We start from the raw sequence: 24,744 nt of genomic DNA on the forward strand, positions 1-24,744 counted from the left end.
GCCACCTCCGTGGCCGTCTTGTCGCAGTCCGGGTACGGCTCCCTCGTCCGGCAGCCTCGCTGGGGCTGTGCCCCGATCCTACGGACGTGGCCGTACGACGACCCAGCCGAGCGCCACGCCGAAGCCCGCCACCAGCGGGCCGAGCACGCTCAGCCCCTTGGACTCCTCGTCGCCGATGACGCCCCACGAGACGAGGCTCAGGTAGACGCCTGCCGCCACCAGGAGGATCGCGACCGGCAGCCCGAACGCGAGGATCTTCCAGCGGGGGGTGGTGCCGTACCGGTTCTCGTCCATGGCCTCATTCTGGGCCACCGGTCCGACGCCTGGGCCGGGTGGTGCCGTGCCGATCCGTTCACCACTTTAACTCAATAAAGTGGTGTAAGATCGCACCATGCACCCCGCATCGCCCCGTCCGCCCGCGGTCGGCTGGGAGACACGGTCGTGGGAGCAGCCCGTCGACCGCTCCGCCTCGCGGCGCCAGCAGCTGGGCGCGCGCGGGCCCTACCGTGCGGCGGTCCCGGCCGAGATCGCCACGGCCACGCTGCCGCTCGCGCCGGCGCTCCAGGCGGAGGCGGAGGACGCCGTGCGTGCCATCACCCGCTTCGACGCCGAGGTGACCGCGGTCGAGGAGCTCGCCCCGCTGGCGGCCGTCCTGCTGCGCACCGAGTCGGCCTCGTCCTCCCAGATCGAGGGCGTCACCGCGGGGGCGCGCGCCCTCGCGCTCGCCGCGATCGAGCAGAGCAGCGGACCCAACGCCCGCCTGGTCGCCGCGAACGTCACCGCGATGCGCCGTGCCGTCGAGCTCGCCGACGACCTCAGCGTCGACACGATCCTGGCCGCCCACCGCGCGCTGCTGACGGGCCATGCCTACGCCGACCCCGGCCGCCTGCGCTCCGCACAGGTCTGGATCGGCAGCGACGCCATCAGCCCGCACACGGCGTCCTTCGTCCCCCCGCACCACGACCGGGTCGCCGCCGCGATGGTCGACCTCGTGGCGTTCGTACGACGCGCCGACCTGCCGGTCCTCGTCCATGCCGCCGTCGCCCACGCCCAGTTCGAGACCATCCACCCCTTCAACGACGGCAACGGCCGGGTCGGGCGCACCCTCGTCCACGCGCTGCTGCGCCGTGCCGACGTCACCCGCCGCCTCACCGTCCCCGTCTCGGCCGGGCTGCTGACCGACACGGCGGCGTACTTCGACGCGCTCACCGCCTACCGCGACGGCGACATCGAGCCGATCGTGCGCCAGTTCGTGGGTGCCTCGTTCCGGGCCGTCGACAACGGCCGCCACCTCGTCGCCGACCTCGAACGCATCCACCACGACTGGTCCGAGGCCCTGCCCTCGCGCCAGGGCTCGGCGGCCCGACGGCTGTTGCCGCTGCTGCTCAACCAGCCCGCCGTCAACGTCGCGTACGTCGTCGAGGCCACGGGCGTCGCCCTCTCCGCCGCCCAGCGCGCCGTCGAGCAGCTCGACGCCGCGGGGATCCTCGTCCGCAGCGGAGGTGGGCGACGGCACCGGGTGTGGGTCGCGCCGGACGTCATCGCCGCGCTCGACGCGTTCGCGACCCGGGCCGGGCGCCGGGCCTGATCCGTCAGCGGCTGCCCACGGCGGCGGCCAACGCCTCCATCCGCGCCAAGGTGCCCTCGTGCTCGCCGAAGTGGACCGCGACCCGCTGCGCACCGGCGTCGCGGTAGGCCGCGACCTGGTCCGCGACGCGCTCGGCGCTCGTGCCGTCGTCCCACCCGATCCGCAGCCCCGGCACCACGGACCGCTCCCCGGCGAGCTCGGCCAGCCGGCCGGCCCGCTCCGCGAACTCCGCCGGGCTGGTGGGCAGGCCCTGCCACAGGTCGGCGTGGCGTGCCGCCCGCCGCAGCGCGGCGTCGCTGTTGCCGCCCACCATGATCGGGACGGGCGTCTCCGGCACCGGTGCGAACACGCCCTCGTCGTAGGAGAACCGGCGGCCACGATATGGCGCCGCGCCGCCGCCGAGCAGGTGGCCCAGCAGGTCGAGGACGTCGTCGGTGACCGCCCCGCGCCGCCGGAAGTCGGCGCCGAGTGCCTCGAACTCCGGCTCGTTCCAGCCGGCCCCCAGGCCCAGGACGACCCGTGCTGCCGAGAGCCGGTGCAGGGTGGCGACCTGCTTGGCGAGCACGAAGGGGTTGCGCAGCGGAGCGACCAGCACGGACGTGCCCAGCCGCAGCCGCTCGGTGACCGCGCTCAGGTGCCCGATCGTCACGAGCGGCTCGTAGACCCCGCCGAAGGTGGGGCCATACTCACCGGGCGGGAGCACGTGGTCGGGGAGCCAGGCCGTCGTGTAGCCGAGGGCCTCCGCCGCTTGGGCCAGGTCGACGAGCGTGGACGGCGGCATCGACGGTGACTCGTCGGGCAGGACGACCTCGAGATCCATGACCGGGCAACCCCGGTCCCCGCCTGACCATTCCGCCGAGGTCGACAGGGGCGGTCCTGCGGCGTAACGTCGCAGACGCCCCTTGAGACAACGGGGGGAGACGTCCCGGGTCCTTGGCGCCGACCCGGACCACCGAGGGAGAGATCCCGATGAGCGACCAGCTCGAGATCCACGTGCCCATCCGCCTCGTGCTCGACGGCGACGACGTCGGCGAGGTCCGTGCCGGCGCGTTCGCCAGCCGCGAGGAGGCCGAGCGGGTGCTGGAGCATTGGCGCGCGGCCGGCCACCGCAGCCCGATGGGCGTGCGCATCCTGCCGGTGTGGGGCACGGCGGCGGACTGGATCGCCGCGGGCGCCGTACCGGCCAGCGGGGACCCCGCGGTCGCCGTGGCGGGCGCCTCCTAGACCGGCTGGTCCGGGCGGCCCCGGCGGTCCGATAGCCCACCGTCCGCCGGGGCCTGGCCACGCGGACCTGGCCGGGTTGTACCCCCGCGCCGGGCGCACCATCCCGTGATCCTTCTCGCATGTGAGAACGCCGCGGGCGGACCGGCTCCGCGCGTCACTCGGGCTCGGCGGGGTGCTCCTCCGTCGAGTGCGAGTCGGTGAGGGTGAGCGCCCCCGCGACGGCGACCACGCCGACGACGACCGCCAGGACGGCGTAGGTGATCCGCTCGCCGTGGAAGAACGACTGCACGAGCGCGTCGCTCCACCGGCCTGCCGGGAGCTGGGCGGTGACCAGCGCGGCGATCATGGTGCCGACGACGGCCGTGCCGACGCTGGTCCCGACCTCCTGGGCGGTGTCGTTGAGGGAGGCGCCCATCGAGGTCCGGTTGGCGGGCATCGCGTCGACGAGAGCGATCGCGCAGATGGTCATCACGGTCCGCAGGCCGATGGTCATCACGACCATGGCGGCGGCGATCGCGGGGTAGCCGTGCTCGACGCCCCACGCCAGCCCGACCAGGGAGCCGGCCAGGGCGAGCGCGCCGACCAGGCAGGCGATCCGGTGGCCGAAGCGGGCGGCGAGGCCCTCGGACAGGGGGGTCGCGACGATCATCGTGACGATGATCGGCAGGTTCGCGAGGCCGGCCCGCACGGGGCTCCAGCCGTAGGCGAACTGGAAGTGCAGGATCAGCCCGAACATCACGCTGGCCATCGCGATCGCCGTACCGACCTGCGCGATGGCCGCGCCGCGGACCGTTCCGTTCGAGAACAGGCCGAGGTCCAGCATCGGGGAGTCGGTACGACGCTCGTGCCGCACGAACCCGACGCCGGCCAGGACGGCGCCGGCCACCGAGGCGAGGGTGAGCGCGGAGAGCCAGCCGTGCTCGACGCCGCTGGTCAGCGACCAGCAGGCCAGGCCGATCGTGGTGATGCTGAGCAGGGCACCGGGGAGGTCGAGCCGGTCCTCGGTCAGGCCCGCCGGGTCGTCGGCCGGCACGCCCAGGCGGACGCCGACGAAGGCGATCAGCGCGATGGGTGCGTTGACGAGCAGCAGCCACTCCCACCGCACGTGGGCCAGCGCCGTGCCGCCGAGCAGCGGGCCGAGGATGAAGCCGGACATGCCGACGAGGATCATCACGGTCATCGCGCGCATCCGCAGCGTCTTGTCGTCGAAGAGCCGGAAGACCAGCGAGTTCGTGATCGGCGCCATCGCCGCGGCGGCCACGCCGAGCGCGGCGCGCAGCGCGATCAGCTCGTCGGCCGTGCTGACGAAGACCACCAGCAGGCTGAGCGTGCCGAACGCCGCCAGGCCGACCTGCAGCACGCGGCGCCGGCCGAACCGGTCGGCGATGGAGCCGGCCGTGAGGAGCAACCCGCCGAAGGTGAGCGAGTAGGCGCCGGTGACCCACTGCAGCGCCGTCGTACCGCTGCCGAGGTCGCGGCCGATGGTCGGCAGCGCGATGGACAGCAACGTGTTGTCGACCATCTCGACGAAGAAGGCCAGGCACAGCGCGGCCATCGGGATCCACGCCGCACGCAGCGACGGATAGGTGCGCGACGGACTCGAGGTCGCGATCGTGGTGCTGGACATGGTGGTCTCCCTTCGGCGGCGTTCGTCGGGAACGCTAGGGAGCACCGGTTTCACACCGGTTTCACGTCGCCTTCACGAAGCGAGGAGCGGCCGGCCGGATCGGCCGGACGCCAACGGGTAGCACCAGGTGACGTCCGCTCCACCACCACCGAAGGGCACGCCGTGACCGACGAGCACGACACCGACATCAGCACCGAGCTCGCCGCCCGGGCGCCGCGCGACGCCAAGGGCACACCGGACGCGGCGGCCGCGCCGCACCCTCCGGTCGAGGACGACCTCAACATCACCGAGGAGAACGCCGACGGGCCCGACCCCGCCCGGACGGACGACGACACTGCCTGAGGTGGGCGGATGGGGACGGGCTGGCCTGTAAGCCGGGTTCTGTCCCTCGTTGCCGAGGGGGCGACCATCCATCTAGGGCTGCCGTCGCCGACAGCCTCGAGCGACCTACCCGCACACTCGGACGAGCCGCCCTCGGACGTGTGCTGTCTGGTCTTGCTCCGGGTGGGGTTTGCCGAGCTGCACCGGTCACCCGGTGCACTGGTGGGCTCTTGCCCCACCGTTTCACCCTTGCCGCCGGCGAGCCGGAGGCGGTCTGTTCTCTGTGGCACTTTCCCGCGGGTCACCCCGGGTGGGTGTTACCCACCACCCTGCTCTGTGGAGCCCGGACTTTCCTCGGGACCCGACGCCTCGCGGCGATGGGTCACGCGGTCGCCCGGCCAGCCCGTCCGCTGTACACCCTAGGGAACAACGCGCCCCCGCGGACAGTTGAGGGTCGCATGAACGAGACGACGCAGCCCGAGGTCCGCATCCAGGCGCCCGCGATCGTCTTCCCGGGCGCCACGTCGCACCACGCCAACGCCTACCGCACCGCGCACGACCTGCTCGTCCGCCGCGCGCCGCGCGAGGCGCTGGAGGTCATCGAGCCGGCCCTGGCCGAGGAGCCCACCAACCGGGGCCTCCGGTCGCTGCGGGCCTGGGCGTACCTGATGCGCGCCCAGCTGCAGAAGGCCCACGACGAGCTGGAGGCGCTGGTCGCGGAGGACCCGTCCGACGCCTGGACCCGCCACGCCCTGGGGAGGGCGCTGGAGCGCCAGGCCAGGTACGACGACGCGCTCCCGCACCTGCGCCTGGCGGCGGCGATGACCGGCGACCCCGAGCACGAGTACGACGTGCTGCGGGTCGAGCGTCTCGCCGGCAAGATCACGCCAGCCGGGTGACCTCCACGCTCACGTCGAGCCGGGCGGTCTGCGCGCCGGTGTAGATCCCGCGCAGGGGCGGTACGTCGCCGTAGTCACGACCGTGGCCGATGGCGACGTACCGCTCGCCGGGAGCGGTGTCGGTCGTCGGGTCGAAGGCCTGCCAGCCGTCGTCCCACCACTCCAGCCAGGCGAACGGGTCGCCGGCCACGGTCTCCCCGACGACGGGGGAGTCGACCGGGTGGACGTAGCCGGAGACGTAGCGGGCGGGGATGCCGAGGGAGCGCAGGCCCCCGATGGCGAGGTGCACCATGTCCTGGGCGACCCCGGCGCGCTGGTCCCAGGCGTCGGCAGCGGTCGACTCGACGTCCGTCGCGCCCGGCAGGAAGTCGATCTGGGCGGTGACCAGCCGGCACACCGCGCGTGCGGCGTCGCCGGGCAGGTCGGCGCCGGCGCCGATGTCCTTGACGAGCTCCTCGAAGTCCGGCGTCGGGGCCACGAGGTCGGAGACGACGAGGAACTCCGTCCACCGGTCGCGCACCTCGCGCTCGCCGTACGCCGACCACGACGAGCGGGCCTCGGGCTCGGCGCCGGTCCGGTGGACCTGCACGGTCGAGGTGGCGGTGACCGTCATCTGCTCGTGCGGGTCGACGACCTCGAACGCGGTCACCGCGGTGCCGAAGTAGTCGGTGGAGGAGTAGGTCCACGGCTTCGGGCTGACGTCGAGGCGGTGGTGCACGACGATCTGCTCGGGTGTGGTGACCGGCGTCATCCGGGCCTGGTTGTACGACGCCATGGCGCCGCCGTCGTAGGTGTACTCCGAGGTGTGCACGATCCGCAGCTGCATGTTCACGCTCCCACGCCCTTCCACGCCAGTGCCTCGGACCCGGCGAAGTAACGCCGGGAGATCGCGTCGGTCGCCGCCGCGCAGGTGCGTTGCAGGCGCTCCATCTCGTCGGGCAGGTCCTCGACGAGGTCGGAGAGCGAGCGGTACTCGAGCTCGGCCCGGGTCCGCCCGATCAAGCGCTGGGCCTCGTCCTGGAAGCCGGCCCGCCGCGGGTCGCCGGAGAGGTTCACCAGCGACTGCTCGGCCCGGTCGAGCGCGAAGACGACCGAGCGCGGGAACAGCCGGTCGAGCAGCAGGAACTCCGCCGCCGCCCGGTCGGTCTCGATGCCGCGGTAGGTGCGCAGGAAGGCGTCGTAGGCCCCGGACGCCCGCAGGGCCGAGGTCCACTGCCCGGCGCCGCCGGAGAGCGCGGTGGTGGCGACCAGCCGCGAGGTCATGTCGGCGCGCTCGATGTTGCGCCCGAGCATGATGAACTGCCAGCCCTCGTCGCGGGTCATGGTGGCGTCGGCGGTGCCGTTGATGAGGGCGGCGCGCTCGCGCACCCAGGAGAAGATGTACGGCGGCCGCAGGGCCTCGAAGTGGCCCGACGGGATCGGCCGCCAGGTGGTGTTGATCGCCTCCCAGAGCGGGACGGTCAGGGTCTCCCGGGCACCGCGGGCGGACTCGCGCGCCGAGCCGAGCACCGCGGCGATCGAGCTGGGGGAGCGCTGGTCGTAGGCGAGCAGCCGCAGCACCTGCTCGATGGAGACCGCGCCGAACAGGTCGACGCCGTGCTCGGCGGCCTCCGACGGCTCGACGCCCATGCACGAGAGCAGGTCGCGGCAGGTCTGGGTCTCGTCGACGGTGCCGTCCTCCAGCAGGAGCTGGGTCTGCACGTCGAGGATCCGCGCGGTGTCGTCGGCCCGCTCGATGTAGCGCCCGATCCAGAACAGGGACTCGGCGATCCGGCTGAGCATCAGAGACCACCTCCCGACTGCGCCTGTGCCTGCGTCTGTGTCTGTTGCTGCTGTTGTTGCTGCTGCTCCGGGGCGGTCGGCCCGGCGAGCACCCAGGTGTCCTTGGTGCCGCCGCCGCGCGAGGAGTTCACGATCAGCTCGCCCTTGCCGAGCGCCACCCGGGTCAGGCCGCCGGGCAGCACCCAGACCCGGTTGCCGTCGTTCACCGCGAACGGGCGCAGGTCGACGTGGCGCGGACCGAGCTCGCCGTCGACGAACGTCGGCACGGTCGAGAGCTGGACGACGGGCTGGGCGATCCACGAGCGCGGGTCCTCCAGCACCTTGCCGCGCAGCTCGTCGAGCTCATCGCGGGAGGCGCGCGGTCCGATCACGATGCCCTTGCCACCGGAGCCGTCCACCGGCTTGAGCACCAGCTCGTCGAGGCGGTCGAGCACCTCGGTGAGGTGGTCGGGCTCGCCGCAGCGCCAGGTGTCGACGTTGCGGATGACCGGATCCTCGCCCAGGTAGTAGCGGATCACGTCGGGCATGTAGGTGTAGACGAGCTTGTCGTCGGCGACCCCGTTGCCGACCGCGTTCGCCAGGGTCACGTTGCCGGCCCGCGCCGCGTCGATCAGGCCGGGGCAGCCGAGCATCGAGTCGGCGCGGAAGTGCACCGGGTCGAGGAACTCGTCGTCGATGCGCCGGTAGATCACGTGCACCGGCGCCAGGCCCTTGGTCGTGCGCATCATGACCTCACCGCGCCGGCAGACGAGGTCGCGGCCCTCGACGAGCTCCACGCCCATGGTCCGGGCGAGCAGGGTGTGCTCGAAGTAGGCGCCGTTGTAGACCCCCGGCGTCAGCACGACGACCGTCGGGTCCGCCACGCCCGCGGGCGCCGCTGCCCGCAGCGCCGCCAGGAGCCGCTGGGGATAGCTCGCGACCGGACGGATCCGGTGCTGGGCGATGGCCTCCGGGAGTGCGGCGGAGATCGCGCGGCGGCTGGTCATCACGTACGACACCCCGGAAGGGACCCGGACGTTGTCCTCCAGCACCCGGAACTCGCCGTTGTCGTCGCGGATCAGGTCGATGCCCGACACGTGCACCCGCACCCCGTTGGCGGGGCGGATGGTCGCCGCCTGCCGGTGGAAGTGGGAGCTGGTGGTGATGACCCGGCGGGGGAGCACGCCGTCCTCGAAGACGTGGCCCGCGTCGTACACGTCGGCGAGCAGCATCTCCAGCGCCTTGACCCGCTGCTGGAGGCCCTTCTCGATGGTGGACCAGGTGTCCATCTCGATCACCCGCGGCAGGATGTCGAGCGGCATCGCCCGCTCCTCGCCGCCGATGTCGAAGGTGATGCCCTGGTCGAGATAGCTCGCCTGCAGCGCCTCCACCCGGCTGATCAGCTCGGGTGTGCTCATCTTGGCGAGCGAGTCGCTCATCCGCCGGTACGGCGGCCGCAGCTGGGCACCGTCGAACATCTCGTCGTAGGCGGGTCCGCCGGTCCCGTAGCCCTCGAACATCGTGCTCATGAACGGACCCTACTCAGGTCCTGTGACGCGGATGTTGCACGACGCGGCGGGGCGCCGACTGGAGTAGGTTCGGAGCATGGCGAGTGAAGGCGAGTTCTGGTTCTGCCTCAAGCACCACACCGTCGAGGGCGTGGAGGGGTGCCCCAACAAGGACCGGCTCGGTCCCTACCCGACCGAGGCCGAGGCCGCCCGTGCCGTCGAGCACGCGGCCGAGCGCACCGCGGCGTGGGACAACGACCCGGACTGGAACGACGACGCCGAGCCGGACGCCTAGTCCGTGCCGCTCGCGCGCCGCCGCCGGATCCGTCCGGTCACGATCGACCGCAGCACGGGGGAGCGGGTCTCCCCGCTGCCCTTCATCGGCCTGGTCCTGGTCGTCGCGTCGTTCTTCCTGTACGCCGCCTCCGGGCTCCTCGCCCCGGCCTGGGCCGTGGTGGCGCTGCTCGCCACCTGGCTGGTCCTGCTGGTGCTGTGCTTCGTGTGGTGGAACTCCCGTCCGCGCTGGGTGGTCGCGCTCGGGGTGCTCGCCTGGGTGTGGTGGTTCGTCGCCATCACCGCGGGCGGCGTGCTCCTGGACTGGACCGCCTGAGGTGGCGGAGCAGCCCCGCCGCCGGCTCGCCCCCGAGGTGCGCCGCGCCCAGCTGATCGCGGTCGCCCGCGACGTCTTCGTCGAGCACGGCTACCAGGGCGCCGCCGTCGAGGACATCGCCGCCGCGGCCGGCGTCACCCGGACGCTGATCTACAAGTACTTCGCCGACAAGGACGAGATCTACCTCGAGTGCCTGCGCGCCGCGCGCACCGAGCTCGACGAGGCCGTCGTCTCCGCCGCGGGCACGATGACCACCCCGGAGGACCAGCTGCGCGCCGGCTTCGGCGCCTACTTCCGCTTCGTCCGCGACTCCGGCACCGCCTGGGACGTGCTCTTCGGCGGCGGTGCCGCCGTCGCCGGCCGGGTCGCCGACTCCGCGGCGCACCACCGTTACGACACCGCCGAGGTGATCGGCGGACTGATCCGCTCGGCCGTGCCCCGGCTCGACGCGGAGCTCGCGTCGTCGTACGCCCATGCGATCTCGGGTGCCGCCGAGCAGGCCGCCAAGTGGTGGCGCCGCCACCCGGACGTGAGCGCCGAGGACATGGTCGAGCGGATGATGGACGCGCTGTGGACCGGGCTGGAGCGGGTCGCGGAGCGCAACGCGTGAGTGCCCGGCGACCGCGTCGCGAGCGCACGGGGGAGTGGTTCGCCGAGCTGCCGGAGGGGTTCGAGGGGGTCGAGAGCGAGGAGGACTTCACGCTCGAGAGCCACGACCTGCGCTTCATGTGGGACTACGGCGTCGTCGTACCGCTGTGGGTGAGTGGGCAGGGCCTCGTGCCGGACGACAAGGAGTGGCTGCGCCGAGCGCTCGGCCTGCGCTACCCCCTGGTCAGCGACCTGCGGGCGTCGGGCGAGGCGATGGAGATGCTCGATGCCAATCCAGGCATGCGCACCGACCAGGCCTACGCCGAGCTCGACCGGCGGGCGCGGACGCTGGTGGAACGGGTGCGCGAGGAGCTCGGGCCGGACTTCACAGTGACCTACGTGCCGTGGTGAACCCCTCGCGCCGGGCTCCGTCTCCGTCGTACCGGACATTCCTGTCGTGGATCGGCCCGGATGACGACCCAGATGTCCGGTACGACGAGTCACCCGGAGCCGCGCGGACCGGGCTCGGGCAGGATGGGCACATGGCCATCCACATCACCGACAACCCGGACGCCGACGAGCTGCTGACGAGCAACCCCTTCGCGCTGCTCATCGGGATGATGCTGGACCAGCAGTACCCCATGGAGCACGCCTTCCTCGGCCCGCACAAGGTGATCGGCCGCCTCGGCAGCTTCGACCCGGCGGCGATCGCCTCGGCCGACCCGGAGGAGTTCGCCGCGCTGTGCGCGACCACGCCGGCGATCCACCGGTTCCCCGGGTCGATGGCGGCGCGGCTGCAGGAGGTGGCCCGCATCGTCGTCGAGGAGTACGACGGCGACGCCTCCCGGATCTGGACCGAGGCCAGCGACGGCAAGGACCTGGCCAAGCGGCTGCAGGCGCTGCCGGGGTTCGGGGCGCAGAAGGCGAAGATCTTCGTGGCGCTGGTGGCCAAGCAGCTTGACGTCCGCCCGGACGGGTGGGAGAGGGCCGCGGGTGACTACGCGCTGGAGGGGTACCGCTCGGTGGCCGATGTCGTGGACCCGGTCTCGCTGCAGAAGGTCCGTGACTTCAAGAAGGCGAAGAAGGCCGAGGCTCGCTCCGAGTAGTCAGGCGCCGAGCGGGGACGGTCGGGATGTCCTGTCCTCGGATAGCAGAGCCTTTGGGTGCGCTTCGTAGGTGTTCGAGAAGCGCCGCGTCGTCTGCGAAGTCGTCACCAGACGTCGGCTCGAACGGCGGCAGGCTCCCGAAGTCAGGACGTGGAGGTCCAGACGTACCAACCCTCGCCCGTGTCGCCGTTGCTGGGGAAGTTGTAGACACCCGACGAGAGGGTCGAGGTCGAACTACACGTCGAGTTGACCCGTTGCTTGGCCCACTTCACCTTCTTGCCGTAACTCACATACATCGCATAGCCGTACTGCTTGGCAGGAACCGAGATCGTGACCTCGTTCGTCCACCCGGAACTGTTCGTCGTGGTGAGGCTGGACGACACCGATGCCTGAGCCTTGACCAGGACGGCCTTGACCTCCGCTGACACCCCTGCGCTCACCGAGTACGACACGCTGCCGGAGTTGGTCCCCTCGACCCGCATGGCGATCTTGGAACTGGTGCCGTTGTAGTTGCGGTAGATCGGCACGTCCTTGAAGCGCATCTTCACGCTGGTCGCGGAGATCGGGTACTTGATGCCGTAGGCCGACGAGCAGGTGCTCGAACTGATGTAGGAGCAGCGCTGGGCGCGCGAGCCCGTTGCTTCGCTGCACTTGATCCGCAAGCCGGTCTTGTCGCCCTTGACCGTGATCGACGGGGTGGAGTTGTTCGACGCCCAGGTGGTCTTCGTGCCGCCGCAACCGATGTCGAGGCGGATGGTCGTCGAACTAGAGTTGGTCTTCACCTTCGCGGAGAACGTCGCGATGTTCCCGTACGTCGAACTCCGCGAGAGGCTGTCGGACCACTTCGACCCGCCAGCGCTCGACTGCACCCACACGCCGACGACGCGACTGCCATACGACAGGTTGCCTTTCGCGCAGGTGATCTTGCCGCTGATGGTTCGCGTCGTGGTGGCTGACGCGGACGGAGATGTAGCCGCCACCAAGCAGACCGCGACGAACACTGCGAGGCACACGCCGACGATCAACTTCCTCATGGAAGCGGAGGGTACAAGCGCGCAAGCCTCCGCGGCAGTCCATCGGCGCAGTCTTTACTCAGGGTCACCAGCGCGTTCTGGCGGCGTACCGCACAAACATTCAATCGGCTCGATGTGCGCCCGGACGGGTGGGAGAGGGCCGCGGGTGACTACGCGCTGGAGGGGTACCGCTCGGTGGCCGACGTCGTGGACCCGGTCTCGCTGCAGTAGGTCCGCGACGACAAGAAGCAGAAGAAGGCCGCCGCCAAGGCCTGACGACAGGCCGCACGACCCCCCAGATGCCGGGGCCTTGCGAACCCCGTGGCAGAATGGCAAAAGCGGTCTTGACGCCTCCGGGCTTCGCCGCGCCCTAGACCCGCCAGTATCGAGAGGTGTTCGTGTCCTCGAACCGTTCGGTCCCGCCCGCCGTGCTCAGCCACCCGTCCATCGTCGCGCTCCTCGAGCGCGGCGCACCTGCGGGAAGCGTGACCGCCGAGGAGGTACGCCAGGCGTTCGGCGCCGCTGATGTCGCGCCGGCCCACCTGAAGTCGTTGATGGCCCACCTCGCCGGACTCGGGATCTCCGTCGAGCTGGGCGCGCCCGCCGACCAGCGCGCGGTCGCCGCCGCGGCGCGCAAGACGGCGACCTCGACGGCCAGCACGGCCAAGAAGGCCGCGCCGGCCGCCAAGAAGGCCGCCGCCGCGCCCGCCGCCAAGAAGGCCGCCGCGCCGGCGAAGAAGGCCGCGGCCGCCAAGAAGGCCGACACGGCCACGGCCGTCGCCGAGGCGCCCGCGGTCGGCCCCGACGGCAAGAAGGTGCTGCCGGACATCTCCGACGAGCAGTTCGAGAAGGACGTCGCCGCCGACTCGACCATCAAGGAGGACGAGGAGGAGGCCAGCGCCACGTCCTCGTTCGTGGTCTCCACGGCCGACGACACCGACGAGCCGGCCCAGCAGGTCATGGTGGCCGGCGCGACGGCCGACCCGGTCAAGGACTACCTGAAGCAGATCGGCAAGGTCCCGCTCCTCAACGCCGAGATGGAGGTCTCGCTCGCGAAGCGGATCGAGGCCGGCCTGTTCTCCGACGAGAAGCTCGCCCGCGGCGGCAAGGTCTCCGCGAAGCTCCAGGAGGAGCTGGAGTGGATCGCCGAGGACGGCCGCCGGGCCAAGAACCACCTGCTCGAGGCCAACCTGCGTCTCGTCGTCTCCCTCGCCAAGCGCTACACCGGTCGCGGCATGCTCTTCCTGGACCTCATCCAGGAGGGCAACCTCGGCCTGATCCGCGCGGTGGAGAAGTTCGACTACACCAAGGGCTACAAGTTCTCGACGTACGCCACCTGGTGGATCCGTCAGGCGATCACCCGCGCGATGGCCGACCAGGCCCGCACCATCCGCATCCCGGTGCACATGGTCGAGGTCATCAACAAGCTCGCCCGCGTGCAGCGCCAGATGCTGCAGGACCTGGGCCGCGAGCCCACCCCGGAGGAGCTCGCCAAGGAGCTCGACATGACGCCGGAGAAGGTCGTCGAGGTGCAGAAGTACGGCCGCGAGCCGATCTCCCTGCACACCCCGCTCGGTGAGGACGGCGACTCCGAGTTCGGTGACCTCATCGAGGACTCCGAGGCGATCGTGCCGGCCGACGCGGTGAGCTTCACGCTCCTGCAGGAGCAGCTGCACGCCGTCCTCGACACCCTCTCCGAGCGCGAGGCGGGCGTGGTCAGCATGCGCTTCGGCCTCACCGACGGCCAGCCGAAGACGCTGGACGAGATCGGCAAGGTCTACGGCGTGACCCGCGAGCGGATCCGCCAGATCGAGTCCAAGACGATGTCCAAGCTGCGTCACCCGTCGCGCTCGCAGGTCCTGCGCGACTACCTCGACTGAGTCAGCACCAACGCCAGATCCCCACGCGCCGGCGCTGCGCGTCCCGCTCCACCGCGGTGTACGACGCGCGCCGGGCGTAGGGCCCGTCGCCGTAGACGTACACCTCGGCGAGCCCGGCGGCGAGCTGCGCCCGGCCCACGTCGAGCCCGTCGTCGGCGCGCTGCACGTAGCGCAGCAGGCGGTGGTAGCGGTCCACCCGGACCTGCGCCGGATCGGCCGCGAGGCGCACCCGCGACCCGCGGGGGAGCAGGCGGTGCATCGCGCGTGAGCCGGCGAGCCCGCCGCACTCGTGCCGCCCGAACAGCACCTCGTGGGTGTCGATCCCGAGCACCCGGACGTGCCAGCGGCGGCCGTCGCGGAGCCGGACGATGATCGTGTCGCCGTCCTCGACGCGGAGCACGGTGGCGTCGTACCGGACAGCGGGCGCCGGCAGCGCCGCCGCCCGGGTGGCGACCGGCCCGGCCGGTGCGGCGACGGGCGCGGGCGGCGGGACCTCGCGCGCCTCGACCGCGGTCAGGCCGCCCACGAGGACGGCGACGACGAGGGCTGCACCGATCAGCAGACGTCTCACCCGGCCATGCCAGCCCGGCCGGGCGGAAGGCAGCCCAGCAGGGCGTGGCTGTCGCGTGGCCGTCCCGTGAACAGGTGGTACGACGGCGCCGGGTCGCGCTCAGTCGGCGGCGGGCACGATCAGCGGGGTCCCCGCCACCGGGTCCGGTACGACGACGCAGGGCAGCCCGAACGCCTTCTCGACCAGCTCCGCGGTCACCACCTCGGCGGGCTCGCCCTCGGCGAGGATGCTGCCCGCGGCCATCACCACGAGGTGGTCGCTGTAGCGGCAGGCCAGGTTGAGGTCGTGCAGCACGGTGACGACGGTGCGCCCCGTGCTGCGGTTCAGCGAGCGCAGCAGCCGGAGCAGGTCCACCTGGTGGCTGATGTCGAGGTACGTCGTGGGCTCGTCCAGCAGCAGCAGGTCGGTCTCCTGGGCCAGCGCCATCGCGATCCACACCCGCTGCCGCTGCCCGCCCGACAGCGCGTGCAGCGGGCGGTCGACGAGCTCGGCGGTGTCGGTGGCCTCCAGGGCGGCGGCCACGGCGGCCTCGTCGGTGGCCGACCAGTGCCGGAACCAGCCCTGGTGCGGGTGCCGGCCGCGGGAGACCAGGTCGGCGACGGTGATCCCGTCCGGGGCCACCGGGGTCTGCGGCAGCAGCCCGAGCACCCGGGCCACCTCGCGGGTGCCCTGGTCGAGGATCGGGGTGCCGTCGAGCAGCACCTCCCCGGCGCTCGGGCGCAGCAACCGGGCCAGCCCGCGCAGCAGGGTCGACTTGCCACAGGCGTTGGCACCGACGATCGCGGTCACCCGGCCGTCCAGCACGTCGAGGTCGAGGTGCTCGACGACCGTCCGGCCGTCGTAGCCGAGGGTGAGGGAGCGTGCCGCCAGTCGTGTGCTCATCCGCCGAGCCCTCTCCGGTTGGTGGTGGCGATCAGCCACAGCAGGTACGGCGCCCCGACGGCACCGGTGACGACGCCCGTGGGCATCTCGACGGGCAGGACGTTGACCGCGACGTAGTCGGCGAGCAGGCACAGGATGGCGCCCACGGCGCCCGCGGCGAGGATGCTGCCGCGCGCCGGGCCGAGCAGCCGGTCGGCGACCGGCCCGGCGACGAGCGCGACGAACGCGATCGGTCCCGCGACGGCGGTGGCGAGCGCCGTGAGCAGCACGGCCACGCCGATCAGCAGCAGCCGGCTCGGCTCCAGGCGGGCTCCGAGGCCGCGAGCGGTCTCGTCGCCGAGCTCGAGGGTCCGCAGCATCCGCTGGAGCACCGGGACGAGCGGGGAGAGCGCGAGCAGGCTCCACAGCAGCACGTCGTTCTCGGCGTCGCCGGCCTGGCCGATCGATCCGGTCAGCCAGTGCAGGGCCTCGCGCGCCTCGGTGAGCGAGGTGCGGGTGAGCAGGTAGCCGGTGATGCCGGCCGCGAAGGCGGACATCCCGATCCCGATCAGGATGAAGCGGTAGCCGGTGATCCCGTCGCGCCAGGCGAGCAGGTACATCGCCGCGGCGAACAGCAGGGCCCCGGCCAGTGCCAGCACCGGGATGCTCAGCCCGGCGAGGGCCGGCACGGCGATCCCGGCGACGGCGAAGACGCTGGCGCCCGCGGAGATGCCGACGAAGTCCGGTGAGGCGAGCGGGTTGCGCAGCAGCTGCTGGAAGATCGTGCCGGCCGCGCCGAGCGCGATGCCGACCCCGATCGCGGCGCGCACCTGGGGGAGCAGCAGGTCCTGGACGATGAAGTCGACCGAGGTGCTCTCGCGGGTGCCGAGCAGCGAGCCGAGCACCTGGTCGATGCTCAGGCGGACCGAGCCGAAGCAGAGCGCGAGCAGGCCGAGCAGGAGGGCCACCGCCAGCAGCACGAGCGGTACGACGACCGCCCGCCGCGCCCGTCGCCGGCGGACCTGCCGCAGCGCCCCGACCGCGGTGCTCACAGCTCCGCCAGCCGGGAGTAGCGGACCAGCCCGATGAAGAACGGCGCGCCGAGCACGCCGAGGACCACCCCGACCTGGAGCTCGCCCGAGCCGCCGACGACCCGGCCGAGCACGTCGGCGACCAGCAGCAGCACCGGCCCGAGCAGCAGCGAGTAGGGCAGGATCCACCGGTAGTCGGGCCCGCAGATCGCACGGGCCACGTGCGGCACGACCAGCCCGACGAAGACGATCGGCCCGCAGGCGGCGGTCGCCGCGCCGCAGAGCACGGCGACCACGGCGAACAGCCCGACCCGGGTGCGGGTGAGCCGGATGCCGAGGCCCCGGGCGGCGTCGTCGCCGAGCGCCAGCGCGTTCAGCGGGCGTCCGCAGAGCAGGCCGAGCACCAGGCCGAGCACGATGACCGGGGCGACCCCGGTCACGACGGGGGCGTACCGCCCGGCCAGCGAGCCGACCTGCCAGAACCGGAACTCGTCCTGCGCCCGGATGTCGGTGAGCAGCAGCCCGATCGTGATCGCGCCCAGCCCGGCGGTGATCGCGGCACCGGCGAGGGCCATCTTCACCGGGGTCGCGCCGTCGCGGCCGAGCGAGCCCACGCCGTACACCAGGGCGGTGGCGGCGAGCGCGCCGACGAAGGCGAGCACGACGTGCGGCCCGATCCCGGTGATGCCGAGGACGGTGATGCCGAGGACGACGGCGAGCGCGGCGCCGGCCTCGATGCCCATGATCGACGGATCGGCGAGCGGGTTGCGGGTCAGCCCCTGCAGGATCGCCCCGGAGACGCCGAGCGCCGCGCCGACCAGGACGCCGAGGATCGTGCGCGGCACCCGCAGCCGGACGGTGACGGTGTCGTCGGTCGTGACCGCGGCGAGGTGGCCCAGTGCGTCGAGCACGTCGGCCAGGCCGATCTCGCGCGAGCCCTGGGTGATGCTGAGGAACACCAGCGCCAGGAGCAGGACGAGGAGGCCGACCAGTCCTCCCGCGCGTCCACCGCGGCGCCGCCGCTCAGTCACCGATGGAGTCGTCGAGGCCGGACAGCTCGCCGCGCAGCTTGTCGAGCGCGGTCGCGAAGTGGCCGTAGGTGTGCAGCCAGAAGCCGGGCCACTCCACGATCTGCCCGGCCTTCGCGGCACGGATCGAGGTCCAGGTGGGCTGCGACTTCACCGTCTTGCGGTCGGCGGCCATGCTGCGGTTGTCGAACATCAGCACGTCGGGCTGGTACTTGTCGGCGTTCTCCCAGCTCAGGTTCTCCCAGTACGGGAAGCCCTTGTCGGGGGAGTCCGGCTCGATGATGTCGAGGCCCCAGCGGTCGAAGTCCTGCAGCTCGGGAGCGAACTCCGGGTTGGCGACGTAGAGCAGGTCGCTGGCGGGGGAGACCGCCAGGGCGGTGAAGTCCTTCTCCTTCATCGCCGCGACGAAGGCGTCGCGGGCCTTCTCGAAGGCCGCCTTGTCCTTCGCGCCCTGGGAGCTCTCGACGTCCGCGCCGAGGCTCTTCGCGAGCTTCTCGTATCCCTCGGCGAGGTCGAGGATCGAGTCGCCCTGGGAGGCGCCGACCACCGGAGCGAGGTCGGCGAGCTTCTTGCTCTTGGCCTTCACGCCGTCCTCGAAGCCGGAGTGCGCCTTCTCGGCCGGCCACCAGTCGGCGACGATCAGGTCGGGGGAGAGGGTGGAGGCCTTCGCGACGTCGATCGCGCCCCACTCCTCGCCGAGGATGGTGATCCCGCTGAGGTCCAGGCCCTGCAGGTTGGGGTCGGTCTTGACCGACTCGTCGCCGTAGATGCCGACCGGTGTGATGCCGTAGGACATCAGCGCCGCGGCCTCCGCGGCGTGCGCGATGATCCGGGTCGGGGTCTTGTCGAGCTTCACGACCTCACCGGAGCCGTCGGTGAAGGACCAGGGCCCGGCGGGCGCGCCGGACGCGTCCGAGCCGGGCCGGTCGCCGGCGCTGTCGTCGACGTCGGAGGCGCAGGCGGAGAGCGCGAGGGTCAGGCTGGTGGCCGCGACGAGGGCCAGGCGACGAATCATGAGGAAAGGCTAACCTAACTCGGTCGTACGACTCCCGGGGCGTCCGAAAACGCCGCGAGGCCCCGAGTCTCCTCGGGGCCTCGCGCTGCGGTCTGCGCGACGTCAGTCGGCGGCGGGCACCGGCTTGTCGGTCAGCTTGTGGGTCTCGTCGTGCACGGCGGACGCGATCTCGCGCAGCTTGTCGCCGTGCTCGCGTGCGTGGTGCGCACAGAAGAGAAGCTCTCCGCCCGTGGCGAGCTCGACACGGAGGTAGGCCTGGGCGCCACAACGGTCACAGCGGTCCTCCGCGGTCAGCGGCGCGCTGGGAGCAACAGCAGTCGTCATCTCGGGCCTCTCTTTCGCTCGTACGTCAACCCTTATCGGGTGACGTGGGGATCAACGTAGCGACTTGCGCAAAGATTCCCGTCGGGTTGTGGTCCACGGCACGTCCTTGCTGCGTTCATCCCATCACCTCGTCCCGGTAGGTTTCTCGATTTTCCAGTACCCGAAACCCGGATGTGATCATCCGGCTGCTGGTGCCGCTCATCGTCCCTCCGCCCTCCGCCGTGCGCCTGCACCGGTGCGCGGCGTGTCGCCGGTAGATTCGGACCCTGCAGCACTCCAGTACCACCCGTCCCGAAAAGGAGCCGGTCATCGCCGACAACACCTACAACGCAGCCCACCTCCTGGTCCTCGAGGGCCTCGACGCCGTGCGGAAGCGTCCCGGGATGTACATCGGCTCCACCGACACCCGGGGGCTGATGCACTGCCTGTGGGAGATCATCGACAACGGCGTCGACGAGGCGCTCGGCGGCTTCGCCAAGACCGTCGACGTCGTCCTGCACGCCGACGGCTCGGTCGAGGTCCACGACGACGGCCGCGGCATCCCGATCGACAAGGAGCCCAAGACCGGGCTCACCGGCGTCGAGGTGGTCGCGACCAAGCTGCACGCCGGCGGCAAGTTCGGCGGCGGCTCGTACGTCGCCACCGGTGGCCTCCACGGCGTCGGACTGTCGGTCGTCAACGCGCTCTCGTCGCGGATGGACATCGACGTGGACCGCTCACCGGCCACCCAGGGCATCAGCTTCCAGCGCGGTGTCCCCGGGGTCTTCGACGGCGAGGGACCCGGCGCGTCGTTCACGCCCGGGTCGGGGCTGAGCCGCAAGGGCGGCCGCGTGGCCAAGGGCAGGAGCGGCACCCGGATCCGGTTCTGGCCGGACCGCCAGATCTTCACCAAGGACGCCGGCTTCGTCCTCGACGGGCTGATCGGCCGCGCCCGGCAGACCTCCTTCATCGTCCCCGGCCTCGAGCTGGTCATCCGCGACCAGCGCGCCGCGGACAAGGCCGAGTGGACCGAGGAGCGCTTCCGCCACGACGGCGGCATCGGCGAGTTCTGCGACTTCCTCGCCACCGGTGACCCGGTCACCGAGGTGCTCCGCCTCCAGGGCAGCGACACCTTCACCGAGACCGTCCCGCTGCTCGACGACAAGGGGCACATGACCCCGCAGGACGTCGAGCGTGAGCTCACCGTGGACGTCGCGGTCCGGTGGGGCACGACGTACGACACCGAGCTGCGCTCGTTCGTCAACGTGATCGCCACCCCCAAGGGCGGCACCCACGTCTCCGGCTTCGAGAGCGCGCTGACCAAGACCTTCAACGACGCCATGCGGGCCACCAAGGCGCTCAAGGTCAACGACGACGACGTCATCAAGGACGACATCCTCGAGGGGATGACCGCGGTCGTGACGGTGCGCCTCGCCGAGCCGCAGTTCGAGGGGCAGACCAAGGAGATCCTCGGCACCCCGGCGGCCCGCACCGTCGTACGGAAGGTGGTGGCGGCCGAGCTCAAGGAGTTCCTCACCTCCACCAAGCGGGCCGAGAAGGCGCAGGCCAAGCTCCTCATGGAGAAGGTCGTGGGCGCGTCCAAGACCCGGATCGCCGCACGCCAGCACAAGGAGACCCAGCGCCGGAAGAACGCGCTGGAGTCCTCCTCGCTGCCCGCCAAGCTCGCCGACTGCCGCGCCTCCGACAACGAGCGCACCGAGCTGTTCATCGTCGAGGGTGACTCCGCGCTCGGCACCGCCAAGCTCGCGCGCAACGCCGAGTTCCAGGCGCTGCTGCCGATCCGCGGCAAGATCCTGAACGTGCAGAAGGCCTCGGTCGGCGACATGCTCAAGAACGCCGAGTGCGCCTCGATCATCCAGGTCGTCGGCGCCGGCTCCGGGCGCACCTTCGACCTCGACGCGCGGCGCTACGGCCGGATCATCTTCATGGCCGACGCCGACTCCGACGGCGCCCACATCCGCACGCTCCTGGCCACCCTCTTCTTCAAGTACATGCCCGAGCTGGTCAAGGCCGGCCGGGTCTTCTCCGCCGTGCCGCCGCTGCACCGGATCGAGATCTCCAACCCCAAGAAGGGCCAGGAGAAGTACGTCTACACCTATTCCGACGACGAGCTGCAGCGCAAGCTCGCCGAGCTGAAGAAGAAGAACGTGAAGTGGAAGGACCCGGTCCAGCGCTACAAGGGGCTCGGCGAGATGGACGCCGACCAGCTGGCCGAGACCACGATGGACCCGCGCCGTCGTACCTTGCGGCGGCTGACGGTCGACGAGCTGGAGATGGCCGCGGGGATCTTCGAGCTGCTGATGGGCAGCGACGTCGCGCCGCGCAAGGAGTTCATCATCCAGGGCGCCTACGAGGTCGACATGGAGACGCTCGACGCATGACGGCCGCCGCCCGGCGGAGGCCGTGGTGCCCGGCCGTGTGGCGGGACGCGTCAATTCGCGCAGCATGACGCCACGTGGCGTCTCCGGCGGTCCATGATGCCGGCGTGAGCTCTCTCGGGCGTCGACGCGTCCTCCTGCCGTTGCTGATCGCCGTGGGCCTCCTGGCGGGACTCGCCGGGGGCGGCGCCCACGCGGAGGCGCCGGACCACCTGCCCGCCGCCGGCGACGTGGTCCGCGTGGAGTCCCTGCCGGAGGCGTCGTGGGTGCCGGGCGTCACTGCCGCGGCCTATCGGCTGACCTACGTCACCACCGACACCTTCGGCCGGCCGGCGACCTCGACCGGCGCCGTCTTCGTCCCGCAGGGCACGGTCCCCGCCGGTGGCTGGCCGGTCCTGGCGTGGGCGCACGGCACGACCGGCCTCGCCGACACGTGCGCCCCCTCGGCGTCCCCGGCCATGTTCACCCCGACCAGCCGGGCCTACCTGCGCACCTGGATGGAGCAGGGCTACGCCGTGGTGGCCAGCGACTACGCCGGGCTCGGCACCCCCGGACCGCACGCCTACCTCGACGCCGAGGCGGCGGCGCACAACGTCGTCGACATGGTCCGCGCTGGGCACGCCTTCGGGGCCGGGCTGCCGCCGGGGCAGCGGCTGTCGAACCGGTGGGTCGCCCTGGGCCAGTCGCAGGGAGCCGGTGCGGCGATCGCGACCGCCCGACAGGCGACCGCGCTCGGTGGCCCGACGCTGTCGTACCTCGGCGCGGTCGGGACCGGCACCCCGGCGTACATCGACCGGCTGCTGCTCGCGTTCGGGCCGGGGCTGCCGCCGGTGCCGGTCCTGCCGGACAAGATGACGGCGTACCTCGCCTACCTCCTGGCCAGTCTCGACACCGCCCGGCCCGCGCTCCGGCTCGACACCTTCCTCACCGCGCGTGGACGCGACGCGCTCGCGAAGGCACGCACGCTGTGCCTCGACGACCTCGCTGCCGCGGTGCACGGGCACGGCATCGGGGAGTGGCTGACCCGGCCGCTCGTGGCGGTCCCCGGGTTCGCGGCGACCGTCGTGGACTACCTCGGCATGCCGGTCACCGGCTTCGACCGGCCGCTCTTCCTCGGTCACGGCCTGCTGGACGTGGACGTCCCGGTCCCCGCTACCGCGGCGTACGTCGCCACGCTCACGCTCACCGGGCAACCGGTCACGTTCCGGACCTATCCCACCGACCACCGCGGCACGATGACGGCCGCGCTCCAGGACTCCGTGCCCTTCGTCGCCCGGTTGTTCGCCGGGTGAGACCGGGCGTGTGAGGTCGACAGGGACCTCCGCAGGCATGATGCTGTCCCCGTGGTGAACGAGAGCCGCGCGGCAGTGGTCAAGCTGCTCAAGGCACGGGGGGCGAAGGCACGACGGGGGCACCTGCGGATCCCGGTCGGCGACCTGTTCTGGTACGTCGACCCGCGGGCCGAGGGCGTGGGCCGTCACGCGCACCTGTTGCTGGAGGTCGGCTGCTGGGCGCCGGAGGTCTCGCCGGAGCCGGACGGGGGCGCGGTGGACTGCCCGCTGCTGTTCGACGTCCCGCTGCGCGACGTGGTCGCGGACACCACCCACCTGCTCGACCTCGTCACCGGGATCGGCGACCTGCCCACCCTGGGCCAGCGCCTCGACGAGCTGTCGGGGGCGCTGGTGGACAAGGTGCTGCGCGAGCGCTGGGTCTGACGCCCGCGCTGGCCTCAGACCTCCTGGGAGAGCAGGCCCGTGTCGACGTCGTAGATGAAGCCGCCGACCCGGACGCTGTCGGGGATGAGCGGGTGCGCCCGCACGCGCTGGACGTCGCCGACGAGCGCTGCCGCCTGGCCGTCGGTGACGGGCAGGGTCAGCCAGGAGGTGTCCTGGCCGGTGGCGCTGTCGAGGCGCTCGCGCAGCGCGGCCTCGCTGTTGCTCGCGACGGCGCAGCGGGTGTGCGGGATGATCATGATCCGGTCGACGTTGAGCATGTGGACCGAGATCACGAGGGCGTCGAGGGTGAGGTCGTCGACCCGTCCGCCGGGATTGCGCAGGATCTTCGCGTCGCCCGCCTTCAGCCCGGTCAGGCCGAGCGGGTCGATCCGCGAGTCCATGCAGGTGACCAGGCCGATGCCGGCGCGGGCGATGCCGTCGAAGCCGCCCTGGCCGAAATCGGCGGCGTAGTCACGGTTGGCCTGGAGCAGGTCGTCGAAGTCACCCATGGCCTACAGATTAGTGGCCGCGCCGGAGCCGTCGGTCGCGGTGTCCACCTCCCGGCGCAGGTCGGCGAGCGGGTCCCCGCCGTGCCAGGTGCCGTACGACGCGACGGGGCGGAAGCGGGCGAAGAAGTGGTCACGCAGCTCGACCTTCTCCTCGACGCGCCGTCGGGCCGGCTCGTGGACCGGACCCCGGTAGGTGAATTGGGTCATCGCCTTCTGCGAGCGCCACATCGTGACCGTGCCGAAGCCCAGCCGGCCGTCGAGGAAGCCGAGTCGGAAGGTCTCCGCGGCGTTCGCGTCGAGCGCGCGGCAGACCTCGCGGTTGCCGCGGAAGAAGGCGGGCACGCCGCGCGGCGGGGCGGCGGCGTAGGTGACCACGACGACGGGCTCCTCGGGACGGAGCCGCTCGACGCCCGAGGTGTCGGGCTGCCAGCCGCGCCAGGCGCCGCGCACGACGGTCGCCGCGTCCAGGGCGAGCGACCACGACTCCCGCGCGTCGCCGACGTAGGCCGCCGGCCAGCCCGCGCCGAGGCAGGCGTCGCGGGCGGCGCGGTCGTGCCAGGCCACCAGCAGCGCCGTACGACGGACGCGGGGCCGCCCGCCGGTGCGAGCCGTCAGGGCGATGTCCGCGCCGAGACGTGCGTGCGCGACGCCGGGGACCCGCTCGATCTCCGCCGCCAGCCGCGGGCGGTGCCGCCAGAACGCCGGCAGCTCGCGCACCCGGTGCTCGACCAGGTGCAGCGAGAGGGTCACGAGAGTCGCCGCTGGGCGAGGTAGACGCCGTGCCCGAGCGGGCCGGCGACGAAGGTCAGCAGCAGCGCCACTCGCGCGGTCCGGCCGCGGTCGAGGGCGTCCTGCCAGATCCACTGCCCGACGAGCAGGTCGAAGGTGAGGTAGTGCGACCAGGCGGCGAGGAAGACGTCGCCCTGGCCGAGCTGCTGGCGCAGCACGTCGGGGTCACGGAAGTCCAGGGGTGCGCGGTTGCGGACGATGCCGCTGCCGAGCAGGCCGGTGTAGGCGACGGACAGGCCGGCGTGCACGGGCACGGCCCGGCGGACCAGACGCCGGGTCAGCCGGGAGCGGGGGGCGAGGATCATCGCCGCCCAGACCGGGACGACGCTGGCGTTGAGGCCGGAGAACAGGCGGCGGCGGGTGGGGCCGAGGTCGGTGGGCTCGGGCATGGTGGGCTC

29 protein-coding genes, 1 other RNA gene and 1 riboswitch are annotated in these 24,744 nt (G+C 72.1%); of the genes, 13 read left to right on the forward strand and 17 right to left on the reverse strand.

Annotated elements, in window-relative coordinates:
* Positions 1–8 precede the first annotated feature (8 nt).
* Positions 9–71, reverse strand: a riboswitch (guanidine-III (ykkC-III) riboswitch).
* Between the two features lie 7 nt (positions 72–78).
* Entirely contained in the window at positions 79–294 is a 216-nt protein-coding gene (locus MRBLML1_RS11355) for a hypothetical protein (protein WP_364515812.1), read from the reverse strand.
* A 97-nt stretch (positions 295–391) separates the two neighbouring features.
* Between MRBLML1_RS11355 and MRBLML1_RS11360 the strand changes: the two genes are divergently transcribed.
* Positions 392–1,588 (forward strand): Fic family protein, encoded by a 1,197-nt coding sequence (locus MRBLML1_RS11360; protein WP_364515814.1) that lies wholly within the window; start codon positions 392–394, stop codon positions 1,586–1,588.
* 4 nt (positions 1,589–1,592) lie between these two features.
* On the opposite strand, the gene MRBLML1_RS11365 is transcribed toward MRBLML1_RS11360, so the two are convergent.
* A complete protein-coding gene (locus MRBLML1_RS11365) occupies positions 1,593–2,408 on the reverse strand; it encodes a TIGR03619 family F420-dependent LLM class oxidoreductase (RefSeq protein ID WP_364515816.1) in 816 nt (271 codons plus the stop codon).
* A gap of 149 nt (positions 2,409–2,557) precedes the next feature.
* Here MRBLML1_RS11365 and MRBLML1_RS11370 point away from each other — a divergent pair, with 149 nt between their 5' ends.
* On the forward strand, positions 2,558–2,812 hold the full coding sequence (locus tag MRBLML1_RS11370; protein ID WP_364515818.1) for a hypothetical protein: 255 nt from the start codon (positions 2,558–2,560) through the stop codon (positions 2,810–2,812).
* A 154-nt stretch (positions 2,813–2,966) separates the two neighbouring features.
* Here MRBLML1_RS11370 and MRBLML1_RS11375 read toward each other — a convergent pair whose 3' ends face one another.
* Positions 2,967–4,439, reverse strand: coding sequence for an MFS transporter (locus MRBLML1_RS11375; RefSeq protein ID WP_364515820.1), 1,473 nt, complete (start codon positions 4,437–4,439; stop codon positions 2,967–2,969).
* 162 nt (positions 4,440–4,601) lie between these two features.
* Between MRBLML1_RS11375 and MRBLML1_RS11380 the strand changes: the two genes are divergently transcribed.
* Positions 4,602–4,781: a hypothetical protein gene (locus tag MRBLML1_RS11380; RefSeq protein WP_364515822.1), complete on the forward strand. Its 180-nt coding sequence runs from the start codon at positions 4,602–4,604 to the stop codon at positions 4,779–4,781.
* 12 nt (positions 4,782–4,793) lie between these two features.
* On the opposite strand, the gene rnpB is transcribed toward MRBLML1_RS11380, so the two are convergent.
* Positions 4,794–5,166, reverse strand: an RNA gene (rnpB, locus tag MRBLML1_RS11385) — RNase P RNA component class A.
* A 52-nt stretch (positions 5,167–5,218) separates the two neighbouring features.
* On the opposite strand from rnpB, the gene MRBLML1_RS11390 reads away from it, so the two are divergent.
* On the forward strand, positions 5,219–5,659 hold the full coding sequence (locus MRBLML1_RS11390; protein WP_364515824.1) for a tetratricopeptide repeat protein: 441 nt from the start codon (positions 5,219–5,221) through the stop codon (positions 5,657–5,659).
* Here MRBLML1_RS11390 and MRBLML1_RS11395 read toward each other — a convergent pair.
* The 3 genes from MRBLML1_RS11395 to MRBLML1_RS11405 are packed head-to-tail and all read right to left on the reverse strand — an operon-like array spanning position 5,643 to position 8,949.
* Positions 5,643–6,485 carry a transglutaminase family protein gene (locus MRBLML1_RS11395; RefSeq protein WP_364517287.1) on the reverse strand — a complete coding sequence of 281 codons (843 nt, stop codon included), beginning with the start codon at positions 6,483–6,485 and terminating at the stop codon, positions 5,643–5,645. The genes MRBLML1_RS11390 and MRBLML1_RS11395 overlap by 17 nt on opposite strands.
* Positions 6,486–6,487: 2 nt before the next feature.
* A complete protein-coding gene (locus MRBLML1_RS11400) occupies positions 6,488–7,441 on the reverse strand; it encodes an alpha-E domain-containing protein (protein WP_364515826.1) in 954 nt (317 codons plus the stop codon).
* Complete coding sequence (locus tag MRBLML1_RS11405) at positions 7,441–8,949, reverse strand: circularly permuted type 2 ATP-grasp protein (RefSeq protein ID WP_364515828.1); 1,509 nt, start codon at positions 8,947–8,949, stop codon at positions 7,441–7,443. Before MRBLML1_RS11405 ends, MRBLML1_RS11400 begins: the two co-directional genes overlap by 1 nt.
* 76 nt (positions 8,950–9,025) lie before the next feature.
* Between MRBLML1_RS11405 and MRBLML1_RS11410 the strand changes: the two genes are divergently transcribed.
* From MRBLML1_RS11410 to MRBLML1_RS11430, 5 genes are all read left to right on the forward strand, one after another.
* Positions 9,026–9,223 (forward strand): hypothetical protein, encoded by a 198-nt coding sequence (locus MRBLML1_RS11410; RefSeq protein WP_364515830.1) that lies wholly within the window; start codon positions 9,026–9,028, stop codon positions 9,221–9,223.
* 3 nt (positions 9,224–9,226) lie between these two features.
* Positions 9,227–9,538 carry a hypothetical protein gene (locus MRBLML1_RS11415; protein ID WP_364515832.1) on the forward strand — a complete coding sequence of 104 codons (312 nt, stop codon included), beginning with the start codon at positions 9,227–9,229 and terminating at the stop codon, positions 9,536–9,538.
* A 1-nt stretch (position 9,539) separates the two neighbouring features.
* Positions 9,540–10,148, forward strand: a complete 609-nt coding sequence (locus MRBLML1_RS11420) for a TetR/AcrR family transcriptional regulator (RefSeq protein WP_364515834.1) — start codon at positions 9,540–9,542, stop codon at positions 10,146–10,148.
* On the forward strand, positions 10,145–10,537 hold the full coding sequence (locus tag MRBLML1_RS11425; RefSeq protein WP_364515836.1) for a hypothetical protein: 393 nt from the start codon (positions 10,145–10,147) through the stop codon (positions 10,535–10,537). Before MRBLML1_RS11420 ends, MRBLML1_RS11425 begins: the two co-directional genes overlap by 4 nt.
* Before the next feature lie 131 nt (positions 10,538–10,668).
* Positions 10,669–11,232, forward strand: coding sequence for an HhH-GPD-type base excision DNA repair protein (locus MRBLML1_RS11430; RefSeq protein WP_364515838.1), 564 nt, complete (start codon positions 10,669–10,671; stop codon positions 11,230–11,232).
* Between the two features lie 143 nt (positions 11,233–11,375).
* On the opposite strand, the gene MRBLML1_RS11435 is transcribed toward MRBLML1_RS11430, so the two are convergent.
* Positions 11,376–12,266 carry a hypothetical protein gene (locus MRBLML1_RS11435; RefSeq protein WP_364515840.1) on the reverse strand — a complete coding sequence of 297 codons (891 nt, stop codon included), beginning with the start codon at positions 12,264–12,266 and terminating at the stop codon, positions 11,376–11,378.
* Positions 12,267–12,637: 371 nt separating this feature from the next.
* On the opposite strand from MRBLML1_RS11435, the gene MRBLML1_RS11440 reads away from it, so the two are divergent.
* Positions 12,638–14,125 (forward strand): RNA polymerase sigma factor, encoded by a 1,488-nt coding sequence (locus MRBLML1_RS11440; RefSeq protein ID WP_364515842.1) that lies wholly within the window; start codon positions 12,638–12,640, stop codon positions 14,123–14,125.
* Position 14,126: 1 nt separating this feature from the next.
* Here MRBLML1_RS11440 and MRBLML1_RS11445 read toward each other — a convergent pair whose 3' ends face one another.
* The 6 genes from MRBLML1_RS11445 to MRBLML1_RS11470 all read right to left on the reverse strand — a co-directional run bounded on the left by MRBLML1_RS11445 (position 14,127) and on the right by MRBLML1_RS11470 (position 18,955).
* A complete protein-coding gene (locus MRBLML1_RS11445) occupies positions 14,127–14,696 on the reverse strand; it encodes a thermonuclease family protein (RefSeq protein ID WP_364515844.1) in 570 nt (189 codons plus the stop codon).
* 99 nt (positions 14,697–14,795) lie between these two features.
* Entirely contained in the window at positions 14,796–15,578 is a 783-nt protein-coding gene (locus tag MRBLML1_RS11450) for an ABC transporter ATP-binding protein (protein ID WP_364515845.1), read from the reverse strand.
* The gene (locus MRBLML1_RS11455; protein ID WP_364515847.1) at positions 15,575–16,609 is read right to left on the reverse strand and encodes a FecCD family ABC transporter permease; all 1,035 of its coding nucleotides are present in this window, start codon (positions 16,607–16,609) and stop codon (positions 15,575–15,577) included. The genes MRBLML1_RS11450 and MRBLML1_RS11455 overlap by 4 nt, the downstream gene beginning before the upstream one ends.
* Entirely contained in the window at positions 16,606–17,619 is a 1,014-nt protein-coding gene (locus MRBLML1_RS11460; RefSeq protein WP_364515849.1) for a FecCD family ABC transporter permease, read from the reverse strand. The genes MRBLML1_RS11455 and MRBLML1_RS11460 overlap by 4 nt, the downstream gene beginning before the upstream one ends.
* Positions 17,612–18,631, reverse strand: coding sequence for an ABC transporter substrate-binding protein (locus MRBLML1_RS11465; protein ID WP_364515851.1), 1,020 nt, complete (start codon positions 18,629–18,631; stop codon positions 17,612–17,614). The genes MRBLML1_RS11460 and MRBLML1_RS11465 overlap by 8 nt, the downstream gene beginning before the upstream one ends.
* A 102-nt stretch (positions 18,632–18,733) precedes the next feature.
* Positions 18,734–18,955: a DUF7455 domain-containing protein gene (locus tag MRBLML1_RS11470; RefSeq protein ID WP_364515853.1), complete on the reverse strand. Its 222-nt coding sequence runs from the start codon at positions 18,953–18,955 to the stop codon at positions 18,734–18,736.
* Positions 18,956–19,338: 383 nt separating this feature from the next.
* Between MRBLML1_RS11470 and MRBLML1_RS11475 the strand changes: the two genes are divergently transcribed.
* The 3 genes from MRBLML1_RS11475 (at position 19,339) to MRBLML1_RS11485 (ending at position 23,048) form a co-directional block, all read left to right on the forward strand.
* Complete coding sequence (locus tag MRBLML1_RS11475) at positions 19,339–21,336, forward strand: DNA gyrase/topoisomerase IV subunit B (RefSeq protein ID WP_364517289.1); 1,998 nt, start codon at positions 19,339–19,341, stop codon at positions 21,334–21,336.
* A 104-nt stretch (positions 21,337–21,440) separates the two neighbouring features.
* Positions 21,441–22,625, forward strand: coding sequence for a hypothetical protein (locus MRBLML1_RS11480; RefSeq protein ID WP_364515855.1), 1,185 nt, complete (start codon positions 21,441–21,443; stop codon positions 22,623–22,625).
* A 51-nt stretch (positions 22,626–22,676) separates the two neighbouring features.
* Entirely contained in the window at positions 22,677–23,048 is a 372-nt protein-coding gene (locus tag MRBLML1_RS11485; RefSeq protein WP_364515857.1) for a hypothetical protein, read from the forward strand.
* A gap of 14 nt (positions 23,049–23,062) precedes the next feature.
* Here MRBLML1_RS11485 and MRBLML1_RS11490 read toward each other — a convergent pair whose 3' ends face one another.
* The 3 genes from MRBLML1_RS11490 to MRBLML1_RS11500 are packed head-to-tail and all read right to left on the reverse strand — an operon-like array spanning position 23,063 to position 24,735.
* Positions 23,063–23,557 (reverse strand): beta-class carbonic anhydrase, encoded by a 495-nt coding sequence (locus MRBLML1_RS11490; protein WP_364515859.1) that lies wholly within the window; start codon positions 23,555–23,557, stop codon positions 23,063–23,065.
* A 3-nt stretch (positions 23,558–23,560) separates the two neighbouring features.
* Complete coding sequence (locus tag MRBLML1_RS11495; RefSeq protein ID WP_364515861.1) at positions 23,561–24,307, reverse strand: hypothetical protein; 747 nt, start codon at positions 24,305–24,307, stop codon at positions 23,561–23,563.
* Positions 24,304–24,735 (reverse strand): ABA4-like family protein, encoded by a 432-nt coding sequence (locus MRBLML1_RS11500; RefSeq protein ID WP_364515863.1) that lies wholly within the window; start codon positions 24,733–24,735, stop codon positions 24,304–24,306. The genes MRBLML1_RS11495 and MRBLML1_RS11500 overlap by 4 nt, the downstream gene beginning before the upstream one ends.
* Positions 24,736–24,744 lie beyond the last annotated feature (9 nt).

Source organism: Nocardioides sp. LML1-1-1.1 (assembly GCF_040676175.1).
Taxonomy (GTDB): domain Bacteria; phylum Actinomycetota; class Actinomycetes; order Propionibacteriales; family Nocardioidaceae; genus Nocardioides.